The following is a 14,975-nucleotide window of genomic DNA, read 5'->3' on the forward strand; positions in this document are numbered from 1 at the left end:
ACGCCGCCGGCCACGCCGCGGCAGGAGATCCTGTGCGGGCTCTTCGCCGATGTGCTCGGCAAGCCCGCGGTGGGCGTGCACGACGACTTCTTCGTGCTCGGCGGACACTCCTTGCTGGCCACGCGCCTGGTCAGCCGGGTCCGTGAGACGCTCGGGGTGGAACTTCCCATCCGCCGGCTGTTCGAGGTGCCGACGGTGCACGGGCTCGATGCCGTACTCGACGAACACGGCGCCGGCCGCCCCCCGGTGGTCGCCATGCCGCGGCCCGCACGGATCCCGCTGTCCTTCGCGCAGCTTCGGCTGTGGGTGCTCCACCAGCTGCACGGCCCGTCGGCCACGTACAACATCCCCTTCGCGCTGCGGCTGACCGGCCCGCTGGACGACGCGGCGCTGCGGGAGGCGCTGCGGGACGTGGTGGACCGGCACGAGGTGCTGCGCACCACGTTCGGCAGCGAGGCGGGCAACCCCCACCAGCGGATCCGGTCCGTCGACGAGGTCCGGCCCGACATGCCGGTGCGCGACGTACGGACCGAACAGCTGCCCGCCGAACTGGCCGCGGCGTCGTCCCACCCGTTCGACCTCGCCACCGAAGCACCGCTGCGGGCGACGCTGCTGCGGCTCGCTCCCGAGGACCACGTGCTCTCCCTCGTGGTGCACCACATCGCCGCCGACGGCGCGTCCCTGGGCCCGCTCGGCGCGGACCTGTCGACCGCCTACGCCGCCCGCAGGCGGGGCACCGCCCCGCACTGGGAGCCCCTGGCCGTGCAGTACGCGGACCACACGCTGTGGCAGCGCGCCACGCTCGGCGACGAGGACGATCCCGGCAGTGTGCTGGCCCAGCAGATCCGTTACTGGACCGGCGTGCTGGAGGGGATGCCCGACGAACTTGCGCTGCCCGCCGACCGCCCGCGCCCCGAGGTCGCCGGGCACGACGGCGCGGTGATCGAGTACGCCGTCTCGCCCCAGACCCACCGGTCGCTCGCCGAACTCGCCGAACGCCACAGCGTGACGCTGTTCATGGTGCTGCACGCGGCTGTGGCCGCCGTCCTCACCCGGCATGGTGCCGGCACCGATGTGCCGATCGGCACGCCGGTGGCCGGCCGCGGTGACAGCGCACTGGACCCGCTGATCGGCTTCTTCGCCAACACCCTGATCCTGCGCACCGACACCAGTGGCGATCCCGACTTCGCCACCTTGCTGGACCGGGTCCGGCGCACCGACCTGGCCGCGTACTCCCACCAGGACGTGCCCTTCGAACGGCTCGTCGACATCCTCGGCGTCGAACGGTCGCTGGCCCGAAACCCGTTGGTGCAGGTGATGCTGGTGTTCGACCAGCACCGTGAGGCCGCGCTGGACCTCGACGGGGTCGGCGTGCGCTCCCACCCCACCGGCTACGCCGCGGCCAAGTACGACCTCGCGGTCAACGTCGCCGAGCGCCGCGGCCCCGACGGGGAACTCCTGGGGCTCGCCGGGGCCCTGGAGATCGCCACGGACCTGTTCGACCGACGGACGGGAGAGGAACTCGCCGAACGCCTGGTGCTCTTCCTCGACCAGGTCGCGGCCGATCCCACCCTGCGGATCGGTGCGGCACGCCTGGAGCCGGCCACCGACCGGTTCCCGTGGAACGACACGGACCGCACCGTCCCCGTCGAGCACGCGCTGGCGGCCTTCGAACGGCAGGTCCCCCACCGGCGCGACCGCGACGCCGTCGTGTGCGGCGAGGACCGGATCAGCTATCAGGAGCTGAACGAGAGGGCCAACCGGCTCGCTCACCGGCTCATCGCGCGCGGGATCGGTGCCGAACAGATCGTCGCGCTCCACCTGCCGCAGTCCATTGATCTGGTCGTCGCCCTGCTGGCGGTGCTGAAATCCGGCGCGGCGTATCTGCCGGTGGACCCCGACTACCCGCCCGAGCGTGTGCGCCTGCTGTTCGACCGCGCCGCTCCCGTACTGGTCCTCGCGCACGGCGACGCAGGCCCGGCGACCGCACCCGTCCTGGACCCGGCGCAGCCCCTGCCGGACCTGCCCGCGCACGACCCGACCGACGCCGACCGGGTGGTCCCCTGGATGCCTGACCATCCGGCCTACCTGATCCACACCTCCGGGTCGACCGGCACACCCCGGGGCGTCCTGGTGACCCACCGCGGACTTCCGGGCCTGGCCCTCAGCCTCGCGGAGGCCTATCACGTCGCACCGGACAGCCGTGTTCTGGAATTCGCCTCCCCCGGCTTCGACGTGGCGACCGGGGACCTTCTGTTCACGCTGTCATCAGGGGCGGCCGTGGTACTGCCTGACAGCGACCGGGTCACCGCCGCGGCACACCTGGCCGAACTGATCGCACGTCACGGCGTCACGCACACGACACTGACCCCGACCGTTGCCGCGGCCATTCGGCCCGGTGCCCTGCCGGACGGCTTCGTGCTCGCACTGGGCAGCGAGACGGTGCCGGGTTCACTCGTCGACCGATGGGCCTCGACCTGCCGGGTCCTGAACGTCTACGGCCCGACCGAATGCACGGTGGCGTCGACGATCACGGGGGCGTTGACCGATGGGGGCACCCCGCCCCTCGGCCGGCCGCTCGCCAACACCAAGGCGTACGTGCTCGACCCCGCGCTGCGCCCGGTGCTGCCCGGAATGACCGGGGAACTCTACCTGTCAGGTCCCGGACTGGCCCGGGGCTATCGCGGCGAACCCGCCGCGACCGCCGGCCGGTTCATCGCCGATCCGTACGGCGCCCGGGGTGCGCGCATGTACCGCACGGGAGACCTGGTGCGCCGGCGCCGGGACGGCAACCTCGAATTCATCGGCCGGGCGGACGGGCAGGTGAAGATCCGCGGTCACCGTGTGGAACTGGGCGAGGTCGAGCAGCACCTTCTCGGCCACCGGGCCGTGCGCGCCGCCGCGGCGGCCACGTACACCACGCCGAGCGGGGTACGGCTGGCCGGCTACGTCGTCACAGAACCCGGCGGCGTCACCCTCCCCGAGCTGCGCGGCTGGCTCGCCGAGCGGGTCCCCGGGCACCTCGTGCCGACCGCGCTCGTCCCTGTGGACAGCCTGCCGTTCACCGCCCACGGCAAGGTGGACCGGACGAGACTGCCCGCTCCCGTCACCCACACGGACACGGGCGCCGGCCGGGTGCCGGACGCTGCTTCAGGCACCGACGACGAGCGGATTCTGTGCCGCCTGGTCGCAGACCTGCTGGGGCAGCCGGTCCCCCCGGCCGACGGCCACTTCTTCGAACTCGGCGGCGACAGCATCCTGGCCATCCAGCTGGTGAGCCGGGCGGACCGGGAAGGCATCTCGCTGACCACCCGCGACGTCTTCGCTCATCCGGTGATCGCGGAACTCGCCGCCGTCGCCCGGTCCGGCCGCCGTGCACCGGCGGTGGTGTCCGGCCGGGGGGTGGGGTCCGTCCCGCTGACGCCGATCATGCACTGGCTTCGCGAACTCGGTGACGACATCGCCGGCTTCCAGCAGTCCGTCGTCGTTCCCGTGCCGCCGGGCCTCGCTCAGGAGCAGGTGAGCCGCGCGCTCCAGGCCGTCGTGGACCACCACGACGCGCTGCGGATGAGGCTGTCCCGTGACCACGACACGGACCTGTGGGCGCTGGACATACCCGAGCCGGGGTCCGTCGCCGCCGACGATCTGCTGGTCTGCGTGGACGCATCCGCCCTGTCCGGCGAGGACCTGAGCCGGCTGACGGCCCGGTCGGTGGCGCAGGCCCGGGCCCGCCTGGACCCGGACAACGGGGTCATGCTCAAAGCGGCCTGGCTGTCGAGCGGGCCCGGCAGGGCCGGCCGGCTGGCCCTCACCGCACACCACCTGGTGATCGACGCCGTGTCCTGGCGCATCCTGGCTGCCGATCTGGCGGCGGTCTTCGCCGACCTGGCGGCGGGCCGCCCCATCGAACTGGCGCCCGTCGGCACCTCGTTCAAGCGCTGGGCGGAAGAGCTGGTCGCCTCCTGCGGAAACCGCACCCGGCTGGCCGAAACCCGCCACTGGGCGACGGTGCTGCGCACCCCCGACCCCTTGCTGGGCGAGCGCGCCCTCGATCCCGAAACGGACACGGTCGCCACCGCCCGCTCCCTGCGGCGGACGGCGCCGAACAAGACCACGGCCGCACTGCTCACCGAAGTGCCCGCGGCGTTCCACGGCCAGGTCACCGACGCCCTGCTCACCGCCGTGGCCCTGGCCGTGGACGAATGGCGGACGCGGCGGGACATCCCGGCCACGAGCGCGGTCCTCGTCGACGTCGAGGGCCATGGCCGGGTCGAGCACGACGGCACGGACCTGACCCGGACCGTCGGCTGGTTCACCACCCTGCACCCGGTGGCGCTCGATCCCGGGACACTGGACTGGGCCGAGGTCCGCCGCGCAGACGACAGCGTCGGCGCGGCCGTCAAGCGCGTCAAGGAGCAGATGCGGTCGGTTCCTGACAGCGGCATCGGGTTCGGACTGCTGCGCTACCTCAACCCGCAGACGATGTCCGCCCTGGCACGGGCGGGCGCGCCGCAGATCTGCGTGAACTACCTCGGCCGGCTGAGCGGTTCGGACGAGACCGACGTCGCGGCGGCCCTGCCCCAGGACACCGCCACCCGGGCGCTGGCCCACACCGTGGCGCTCGACACCCTGGTCAGGGACACCCCGCAGGGACCGCGGCTGGTCGCCAACTGGACATGGCCGAGCGGTCTGCTGGCCGAACGGGACGTGGCGGAACTGGCCGACCTGTGGTTCGAGGCGCTGGCCGGCATCGTCGACCACGCACGCCGTACGGCCGGCGGCCGCACGCCCTCGGACTTTCCGCTCGTCGACCTGGACCAGAAACAGGTGGACTGGATCGAGCGGACCTGGCCGGCACCGGCCGACGTGCTGCCGCTCGCACCGCTCCAGGAAGGCATGCTCTTCCACGCACTCCTGCAAGGACGCTTCGACGCCGGTGATCCCTGCGAGGACGAGCCCGAGGGGGACGACCCCTATGTCGTACAGACCGTCCTCGCCGTGCCCGGCAGCCCGAGCCCGGACACGCTGGAGCATGCGGTGCAGACCGTCCTCGACCGGCATGACGCCCTGCGCGCGGCGTTCGTCCAGCCACCGGACGGCCCCTGGGTGCAGGTGATTCCCGAGAAGGTCACCGTGCCGTGGCGGGTGCGCACCGCGGCGGACCAGGCCGAACTGGCCGCGCTCGCCGCGGCGGAACGACGAGAGGGATTCGACCCGGCAAAGCCGCCCCTGGCCCGCTTCCTGCTGGTGCGGCTGTCCGACGACGGCCACGCGGCGCCCGGGCGATCCGCCGAGCACCGGCTCGTCGTGACCAACCACCACATGCTGCTGGACGGCTGGTCGCTGCCGTTGCTGCTGCGCGAGATCTTCGCCGCCTGCCGTCCCGACGGCGACGCACTGCCGGCGGTGACTCCCTACCGGGCGTACGCGTCATGGCTGGCACAGCAGGACGTCCAGGCTGCCGAAGACACCTGGCGGGCAGCACTGTCGGGGATGGACGGCTGCCGCGTCGTCCCGGGCGCGCCCCGCACCGCGGGACCTCGGCGGGAGCTGCGCCGACGGCTGCCCGAGCGGGTCACCGCAACGCTGCGGGACACCGGCCGCAGCCTCGGGGTCACCACCAGCACCCTGGTGCACACCGCCTGGGGGCTGGTACTCGGGCGGCTCACCGGACGGTGGGACGTGGTCTTCGGCAGCGTGGTGTCAGGCAGGCCCCCGGCCGTACCCGGCATCGAGTCGATGATCGGCTGTTTCATCAACACGGTCCCCGTCCGGCTGCGACCGCGCCCGGGGGAGAGCGCCGCGGAACTGCTGCGGCGTCTGCAGAGCGAACAAGCGGCCCTGGGCGAGGCACATCACCTCACGCTCGCCGCCGTGCACCGCCTGGCCGGTGCCGGTGAACTGTTCGACACCCTGGTGGCCTTCGAGAACTATCCGGTCGACGCAAGCGCCGTGCGGACCGCAGCGGGCGAGGAGGCCGTACGGCTGGAGCAGGCCAGGGACGGGATGCACTATCCGCTGGGCCTGATGGCCGCCGCCGCTCCCGACGGGCTCGGGCTGCGGCTGATCCACCGGGCGGACCTGATCCCGCCGGAGCGGGCCGAGCAGGTCATGACCTGGCTGTGCGACGTACTGGAGTCTTTGGCGGCCGACCCCGGCCGGCCCGTCGAGCAGGTCGCCGGCCGGCCGGCCGGCACCGCGTCACCCGTCCCACCGGCCGGTCCGACGCCGCACCGCGACCCCGTCGCGGTCTTCGCCGACCGGGTGGCCCAGACACCGGACCACCCGGCCGTCGCCGGCCAGGACCACACCGTCACCTACGCGGAACTCGACGCCTGGTCCGACCGGTTGGCCCGCACTCTCGCCGCGGCCGGGGCCGGGCCGCACAGCACGGTCGCCCTGCTCCTCGACCGCACACCCGCGATGATCGCCGCCCTGCTCGGGGTCCTGAAGGCGGGCGCCGGATACGTGCCGCTCGACCGGCGATTCCCCGCCCGGCGCATGCGCGAGATCATCGCCGAGTCCTCGGCCACCGTCCTGCTGGCCGACGGCGATGTTCCCGCAGACCTCGGGATCCCGGTCATCGCCCCGGACCCCGCCGAACCGTCCGGCGAGAGCGAGACAGCCGGCGCCGAACCGCGCCCGGTACCCGCACGAGCCCTGGCCTACGTCATGTACACCTCCGGATCGAGCGGGCGCCCCAAGGGCGTCGCGGTGTCCCGGCGCGAGATCGCCTGGCTCGCGGGACAGGACGCGTTGCGCACACCGCGACGAGTCCTCGTGCACAGCCCGCTCGCCTTCGACGCCTCCACCCTGGAGATCTGGGGCACCCTGCTCAACGGCGGCTGCGCGGTGCTCGCGCCCGGCGGCGACCCCGACACCGCCACGCTCGCCCGCGTCATCCGGGCGGGGCAAGTCACCCGGGCCTGGTTCACCGCCGGCCTGTTCCGCATCCTCGTGGAGGACGAGCCCTCGTGCTTCGCGGACCTGCGCGAGGTGTGGACCGGCGGGGACGTCGTCCCGCCCGCGACCGCGAAGGACCTCCTGCGCCGGCACCCCGGACTGACCCTGATGAACGGATACGGCCCGACCGAGACCACCGTGTTCGCCACGGCCCACCGGATACCCGCCGCCGACACCGTCGGCGAGAGCGTCCCGATCGGACAGCCGCTGCCCGGCACCCGCATCCGTCTGCTCGACGACGCGCTGCGCCCGGTCCCCGACGGCTCCATCGGCGAGGTCTACATCGCGGGCGACGGAGTCGGCCGCGGCTACATCGCACAGCCTGGGCTCACCGCGGCGCGGTACGTCGCCGAGGTGGACGGTTCGGGCGAGCGGATGTTCCGCACCGGCGATCTCGCACGGCTCGGCCCGGACGGCCGGCTCGACTACGTCGGCCGGGTGGACGCACAGCTCAAGATCCGGGGATTCAGGGTCGAACCGGGCGAGACCGAGACGGCGTTGGCCACCCACCCGGCGGTCGCGCACTGCGTCGTGGTGGCGTCCGGTGAACCGGCGCGCGCACGTCTGACGGCGCACGTCGTCCCGGCAGCGGGACAGATGCCCGAGGAGGCCGAGCTGATCCGGTACGCCGAGGACCTGCTGCCGGCCTACCAGATACCGGCGGCCGTCCAGATCCGCGACTGCCTGCCGGTGACACCCAACGGAAAGGTCGACCGGCAAGCCCTCGGCGCGGCGACCGCCGCACCCCGCCGCCTCGTCACCCCGGCCAACCAGGTCGAAGAAGCCCTCTGCGCGCTGTACCGCGAGGTGCTCGGCGTGGCCGAGGTCGGCACCGACGACGACTTCTTCGACCTGGGCGGCGACTCCCTGCTCGCGATGCGGCTCATCGGCAGGATCCGGCACCGGCTGGGCGGGCAGACCACCATCAGGGACCTCTTCCGCGACCCCACGGTCGCCGCTCTCGCCGCGCGTCACATCACCGGCGGCGCAATCGCGCCTGACACGGCCTTCGACACCGTGCTGCCGCTGCGCGCCGAGGGCACCAAAGCCCCGGTGTACTGTTTCCCCCCTGCGAGCGGGCTGGGCTGGCGGTACTCGGGACTGATCCGCGAACTCCCGCGCGGCATACCGATCTACGCCCTCCAGGCCCGCGGATACGACGACAAGGGCCCACTGCCGGGCACCGTGTCCGAGATCGCCGCCAACTACGCGGCGCGCATCACAGAGCTGTCACCGGGCCCCTACCGGCTGCTCGGCTGGTCCTTCGGCGGACTGGTCGCCCACGAGGTCGCCAGGATGCTGCGCGACACGGGCAAGGAGGTGACGTTCCTCGCCCTCCTCGACACCGCGCCGGCGGACGGCGTGGCGACCCGTCTCCCCGACCACGCGACGATCCTGCGCTCGCTGCTCGAATCGGTCGACGGCCCGCCCGAGCGGCTGCCCGAGGACCTGACAGCGCACAGCGCCCAAGCGCTGCTGCGCGAACACGACAATCCCATGGTCGCCCTTCTGGGCGAGCGCTCCTCGCGCCTGGTGGAGATCGCACGGCACTTCACCGAACTCTCGGCCACACACACACCGGGCACCTTCGACGGCGACATGGTCTTCCTGCCCGCCGCCCGAGGCCGCGCCGAAGGCCCCCTGACCCAGGAGCGCTGGAACCCGTACGTCACCGGCACGATCACCACCCGCCCGATCGACTGCGAACACCACCAGATGCTCGACGCCCAACCGCTGCGCGACATCGGCAGCGTCCTGCGCGAGTTCATCGACGACACCGGAGCGGGCGCATGACGAGCCGAGCACTGTCCGCGCATGTGATGCTCGGGCCCGCTGACGCACCGCACCGAGTCCTGTTCCTGCACTACGCGGGCGGGTCGGCCGTGTCGTTGCTACCGCTGGCCAGGACCCTGCCGGACGGCTGCGCCGTCGCACTGCTGGAGGCCAACGACCGACAGGCACCGGCGAACTCCTTCACCGAGGCGGTGACCCGGCTCAGACCCGACTTCACGTCGCTGGTGGACCGGCCGGCCACCGTCTTCGGCCACAGCATGGGGGCGCTGCTCGCGCACGCGCTCGTCATGGGGCTGCCGGCAGAACAACGCGGCCTGCTGCGCGACGTCGTCCTGTCAGGATCCCGCTCGCCCGCCACGACGAGCCGGATCGCCTCGCATCCCCAGGCGCCGTTCACCCACCGGTCACGGGCCGAGCTGATCCAGGACCTCGACCGCTACGGCGGCTGCCCGCCCGAGGTCTTCGCCGATCCACACATGCTCAACCTGGCCGTGACCGCCCTCGGCCAGGACCTGCAACTGGTCGACACCTACCGGGCGACCACCCCCGCCCCGGCCGGCCATGCGCCGGACACCGGCGCGGCCTACCACGTCTGGTACGGGGCCGACGACGAGGAGGCATCCCTCCACGAGGCCCGGCGGTGGGCCGCCGACCTGCCCCGGCCACCCCGTCTGAAGGGCTTCCCCGGAGGCCACTTCTACCTGCTGGAACACCCTGAGGCAGCCGGCCACGCCCTGCGCCACCTCGTCACGACCGGAGATGGATCACCATGACACGAGACCTCTACGAGCTGGGCGAGCTGCCCCCGCTGGGGGAAGTGCCGCGCCAGATGTACGCCGCCCTGATCCGTCAGGAGCGATACGGGATGCCGCAGAACGCGTTCAAGGTCGAAGTCGTGGACGTGCCCCCGCTCGGCCCCGGTCAGGTCCTGGTCCTGGTGATGGCAGCCGGCATCAACTACAACGGCATCTGGGCCGGCCTGGGCACACCGGTCGACGTGATCGCCGCACGACAGCGCAAGGGCGACCCCCACGACTTCCACATCGCCGGTTCGGAAGGATCGGGCGTGGTCTGGGCGACCGGCGAGGGCGCCACCCGGTTCCAGGCGGGCGAGCACGTCGTCTTCGGCGGGCTGAAATGGGACGAACAGGCCGACGACATCCGGCTCGGCGCCGATCCGACCACCTCGACGTCCCAGGCCGCCTGGGGCTACGAACTCAACTTCGGCACCTTCGCCCAGTTCACCGTCGTCGACGAGTACCAACTGCACCCCAAGCCGCAACGGCTCACCTGGGAGGAAGCCAGCTGCTTCCTCGCCGGCGGCGGCACCGCCTACCGCCAGCTGCGCGGCTGGGCACCGCACACTGTGCAGCCCGGCGACCCGGTGCTGGTGTGGGGTGGCTCCGGCAGCCTCGGGTCGATGGCGATCCAGATCGTCCACCAGTTCGGCGGTGTGCCGATCGCGGTGGTGTCCAGCGAGGAGAAGGCCGAACACTGCCGAAGGCTCGGAGCCCAAGGCGTGATCAACCGCACCGAGTTCGACCACTGGGGCAGACTGCCCGACTACACCGACACCACCGCGTACAAGGACTGGCTCGACGGCGTACGCGCTTTCGGCCGCGCCTTCTGGGACGCGCTCGGCGAGCGCCGCTCACCCCGCATCGTGCTCGAACACCCGGGCCAGGACACACTCCCCACCTCGCTGTACCTCTGCGACAACGCCGGGATGGTGGTCACCTGCGCGGGAACCAGCGGCTACAACGGCGATGTGGACCTGCGCTATCTGTGGATGTTCCAGAAACGGTTGCAGGGCTCCCACTGCGCCAACACGCAGGAGTTCCGTGCGGTCACCGAACTGGTCGCGGCCGGCCGGCTCGACCCCTGCCTGAGCCGGACCGCGCCCTTCACGGACATCGCCGAACTGCACCAGCTCATGTACGACAACGCCCATCCCCCGGGCAACATGGCCGTGCTGGTCAACGCCCCCGAGCCCGGGACAACCGGCCTGCCGGGCGAGGGCGCGAAGTGACCGCGCCGGCACCTGACGCATGGCCGCCGCTGGGGTGGCTGCGCGTCCTGGACCTGACCCGGCTGCTGCCGGGCGGCTTCGCCACCCAGATCCTCGCCGATCTGGGCGCGGACGTGGTCAAGATCGAGCCGCCCGGCGGGGACCCGCTGCGCCAGGTCGCGCCCGAGACGTTCGCGGCGCTGAACCGCAACAAGCGGTCCGCGGTGCTGGACATCGTCCGCCCCGAGGGACGCAGCACCCTGCTGGACCTGCTGCCCGAGTACGACGTGGTGATCGAGAGCCACCGGCCCGGCGTACTGGACCGCCTCGGCCTGGGCTTCACCGAGCTGCGCCGCGCCAACCCGCGCGTGGTGCTCTGCTCGCTGTCGGGCTTCGGCCAGTCCGGCCCCTACGCCGAGCGTCCCGGCCACGACGTGAACTTCCTTGCGCTGTCCGGATTCTTCGCGGTGCCCAACCGGCCGGGAGGCCGCACCGACCGGCCCGGCGTCCGCGTCGGCGATCTGGCAGGCTCGATGTACGCCGCGCTCTGCGTCGTGGTCGCCGCGCAGCACGCGTCCGCCACCGGGGCGGGCCAGCACGTCGACGTCTCCCTGCACGAAGCGGCCGCAGCCTGGGCCGGACCGCTCGCACTGCCGACGCTCAACCTTCACGACCCGGCCGACAGCCCCGTACTGACCGGCGACAACGACGTGTTCACCACGCGCGACGGCCGCCGACTGTCCTTCGCCACCTTCGAGGACAAGTTCTGGCGCGCCTTCCGCGACCGACTGGCAAACGAGTTCCCAGCGCTGGCCACCGATGCCTATGACCGCCGCGCCGACCGCACCCGGCACAAGGACGCGGTGTCCGCCCTGCTCACCGAGGTCTTCGCCACCCGGGACCTCGCCGCGTGGACCGAGGTGCTCGGCGAACTGGACGTGCCCTGGGCACCCGTCTACGACAAGCCGCAGGACCTCGTCGACGACCCCCATGTCCGGGCCAGGAACCTCGTCACGACCGTGCCGGGCGCCCCCGGCGAACAGCGGTGGCACCAGATCCGCTTCCCGGTGCTGTTCGACGCGGGACTGGACTGCCACCGTGCACCCGCCCCCGCACTCGGCGAACACACCGCCGAGGTCCTCGCACCCATGGAACCGCGCTCATGACAGGAAAGGCCGAGATGCCCACGTCCCCACCGGACGCCGAGCCGCAACTCGCAAAGATCCTCGCCTCCGCCGACCGGGACACCCGCTACGGCGAACTCGCGGCACAAACGCCCGTGACCCGCGGCAGCTACACCGGCGATGTCGAGGTCTGGCTGATCACCGGCCACGACGAGATCGTCACGGTGCTCAACGACCCCCGCTTCAGCAGCGATCTGACCGGGCAAGACCAAATTCCGCTGCCCGGCGCGGGGCTGCCGGACGACCTGCGCACCGCACTGACCTCGACACTCGCCGCATACGACCCGCCCGACCACACCAGACTGCGCCGACTGCTCTCCCACGCCTTCACCGCCCGCCGGGTGCAGCGGCTGCGCCCGCGCGTCGAGCACATCGTGGATGCCCTCCTCGCAGATCTGCCCGCCCACGCGGACGCCGACGGCACCGTGGACCTGATGGAGCACTTCGCCCACCAGCTGCCCATCCTGGTCATCGGAGAACTCCTCGGACTGCCGCCCGAGGACCAGCAACAGTGGCGTACCTCCGCAGAGGGACTCACCAGCGGTGATCCGGACAGGGTCACCAACGACGCCCGGAACCTCATCGCATACATGCGCAAGGAGATCGCCGAGCGCCGCGACCCGCGGTACACGGCCGATGACCTGCTGACGGCCTTGGCACGGGCCCGGGACGCCGGTGACCGGCTCACCGAGGACGAACTCGTCTCGACCGCGCTCAGCATCCTGCTCGCCGGACACCGCACCACCGCGCTTCTGGTCAGAACCATGGCCGTCCTCGTGCTCACCGCAGCGCTGCGACCCGGTGCGGCCGCGATCCCGGACCTGGTGGAGGAGATCCTGCGCCGTCACGGGTCCGCCGAGATCGGCACCCTGCGCTTCGCCCGGGAACCGGTCGAGCTGGCCGGAGTGACCATCGAGCGCGGAGACCTGGTGCAGGTGGTTCTGGCGAGCGGCAACCGCGACCGCCGCCGGTTCACGGACCCCGACGCCATCGACCCGGCCCGGCCGGACAAGGCGCACCTGGCCTTCGGCCACGGGATCCACTACTGCCTGGGCGCCGCCCTCGCCCGGACCATGGCCGAAGTCGCACTGGCGGCCCTGTTCCGGGTCGCGCCGCGGCTGACACTGCACCAGGACGTTTCCCTACAGACCACCGACCCGCGCTCGACGGCCCTGTCGGTGCGCATGACGACCGAGCAAGAAGACAGCTGAGAAGAGACCAAGGAGCCCATGATGACGAACCCGTTCGACGACCCGGACGGCACCTTCTACGTTCTGGTCAACGACGAGGGACAGCACTCCCTGTGGCCGACATTCGCCGACGTCCCGCAAGGGTGGAACGTCGTGCACGGTGAGGCGGACCGGCAGTCCTGCCTCGACTACATCGAGGAGAACTGGACTGACATGCGCCCCAAGAGCCTGATCCGCGCCATGGAACAGTGACTTGCCGCGGACTTCGAAACCGAGGCGGCCCGTGCAACGGACCCCGACGCACGCCAAGATCCATCGCACCACCGCGGCGCGGGCCGACCTCCACTACGCCGGCTCCCTGACGACCTCCTGCGGCCTGACGACGGCCGCGGGCATCGCGGAGAACGAGAAGGCGCAAGGCGCCGATGTCACCAACGGCGCCCGTCTGGAGACCCACGCGACCGCCGGCGCGCCCGGACCCGGGATGACCGGCGTCAATGGCACGGCCGATGAGCACCGGCCACACGTGGTGCACGTGGACGCGGCAAACCGACAGATTCAGCTCGGGCACCATCCGGCAAAACCGGTGCCCGGCGACACGACACGACATTGCGGCCGGAGCTGACATCGCCTGGCGCCCCCGCTGCTCCGGGGGCGCCAGGCTCATCTGCGCAGACGAAGACTTCTTCGACACGGACACCGATCCGGGCCTCTGAGTGGGCATTTGATGTTGATTCGCGCCGACCGCTTCAACATACTTTGCCTAGTTTAATTACCAACGCGCATGGCCTGAAATGCCTGGAAGCTCCCTACCAGTAGGGAGCTTCCAGCCCATTGCTAAATCAGACGGAATTCGAGCGGCATGTGCGAACTAAACGGGCGGTCCGATCGGCACTTCGGAGTGCGCGAATGTGCTCCTACAGGGCGAAGCGTCATGAAAGCTGCTGGCCTCAACGGTGACACATACCCCTGGACATCCCTAAACGCCCACTGAGAGGGCGTTCACTCTGGGTTGCCGTTCGCGCCGGCGCCGGCGGGCTGGCTGCTGCGGGGCGCGGGCCACGGCCGTGTCGGGTACGACGGCGGCCTGGTCGGTCGCTGCGGCGCAGGCGCTGCAGGCATCGGCGGGCCGCCATAGCCGTCCGCCGCGTTCGCAGGCGAGGAGGAGGCGGATGGGGCCGTCGCAACCGCGGTGGCGGGGGTGCCAGAGGCAGCCGCGTTCGCGGCACTGGCAGATCCGCAGGTGCGGCGGGACCACCGATGTGATCACCGACGCCCTGGACCGGCTCCGCGCCCTCCCGAACCCCGGCTGACCAGCACCTTCCCGTCCCTGCGAGTAGCACCACCCCGACCGGAGCCGTGGAACCCGGCGCACACCCGACGCGACAACCGGGCACTCAACCTGCCCAGACTCCGAAAATCCCCACCCACACCCACCACAAAGGGCCCGTCAGCAAGCTGACGGGCCCTCATGAACGATCGAAGGCTAGGCGGTCATGGCGTCGCGTACGAGCGCCGTGTCCACGAACTGTTCGAAGCGGACGATGAGTCCGCCGCGGACGGTGAAGTGGTGGGCGACGCGGACGTTGACCGGTTTGCCGGTGGCCTTGTTGCCCGCGGTGTAGCGGGCCAGGACGACGACGTTCTCGCCGTCGACGATGTAGGTGTCGTCGTGGGCGGTCCAGCCGTCCCAGTCCTGGCCCAGCTTCTCCATCACGCCGGCCGTGACGCCCTCGGGTGTGACGGGCCAGTGATCTTCAGGGAGCTGGGGTGTTCTGGTCTGATGTCCCGTCTTTTCGTTGGGATTTTGAGCTGGGGGAGCGGTCATGTTCTGGA

General features: G+C 71.6%; 8 protein-coding genes (1 of these 8 cut by a window edge). 7 read left to right on the forward strand and 1 reads right to left on the reverse strand.

The annotated features are described in order from the left end of the window. The 7 genes in view from KUM44_RS03985 to KUM44_RS04015 are tightly spaced (at most 31 nt apart) and all read left to right on the forward strand, a layout consistent with a single transcriptional unit that may run on beyond the window. On the forward strand, window positions 1–8,757 hold the 3' portion of the coding sequence (locus tag KUM44_RS03985) for an amino acid adenylation domain-containing protein (RefSeq protein WP_217206282.1). The gene continues 9,195 nt to the left of window position 1, outside the view; the window shows 8,757 of its 17,952 coding nt (coding positions 9,196–17,952); its start codon lies beyond the left edge, outside the window; it ends in the stop codon at window positions 8,755–8,757. Continuing rightward, entirely contained in the window at window positions 8,754–9,530 is a 777-nt protein-coding gene (locus KUM44_RS03990; protein ID WP_217206283.1) for a thioesterase II family protein, read from the forward strand. The genes KUM44_RS03985 and KUM44_RS03990 overlap by 4 nt, the downstream gene beginning before the upstream one ends. Beyond that, window positions 9,527–10,786 carry a crotonyl-CoA carboxylase/reductase gene (gene ccrA / locus KUM44_RS03995; RefSeq protein ID WP_217206284.1) on the forward strand — a complete coding sequence of 420 codons (1,260 nt, stop codon included), beginning with the start codon at window positions 9,527–9,529 and terminating at the stop codon, window positions 10,784–10,786. Before KUM44_RS03990 ends, ccrA begins: the two co-directional genes overlap by 4 nt. Continuing rightward, the gene (locus KUM44_RS04000) at window positions 10,783–11,931 is read left to right on the forward strand and encodes a CaiB/BaiF CoA-transferase family protein (protein ID WP_217206287.1); all 1,149 of its coding nucleotides are present in this window, start codon (window positions 10,783–10,785) and stop codon (window positions 11,929–11,931) included. The genes ccrA and KUM44_RS04000 overlap by 4 nt, the downstream gene beginning before the upstream one ends. Window positions 11,932–11,945: 14 nt before the next feature. Further along, entirely contained in the window at window positions 11,946–13,160 is a 1,215-nt protein-coding gene (locus KUM44_RS04005) for a cytochrome P450 (protein ID WP_217206289.1), read from the forward strand. Between the two features lie 21 nt (window positions 13,161–13,181). Then, window positions 13,182–13,391, forward strand: coding sequence for an MbtH family protein (locus tag KUM44_RS04010; protein WP_279636571.1), 210 nt, complete (start codon window positions 13,182–13,184; stop codon window positions 13,389–13,391). A gap of 31 nt (window positions 13,392–13,422) precedes the next feature. Next, on the forward strand, window positions 13,423–13,764 hold the full coding sequence (locus tag KUM44_RS04015) for an aspartate 1-decarboxylase (protein WP_217206291.1): 342 nt from the start codon (window positions 13,423–13,425) through the stop codon (window positions 13,762–13,764). Window positions 13,765–14,625: 861 nt separating this feature from the next. On the opposite strand, the gene KUM44_RS04020 is transcribed toward KUM44_RS04015, so the two are convergent. After that, on the reverse strand, window positions 14,626–14,975 hold a 350-nt coding region (locus KUM44_RS04020), incomplete at its 5' end, for a nuclear transport factor 2 family protein (protein ID WP_254389012.1).

The organism is Streptomyces sp. AC550_RSS872, assembly GCF_019049285.1.
In the GTDB taxonomy this organism is placed as follows: Bacteria; Actinomycetota; Actinomycetes; order Streptomycetales; family Streptomycetaceae; genus Streptomyces.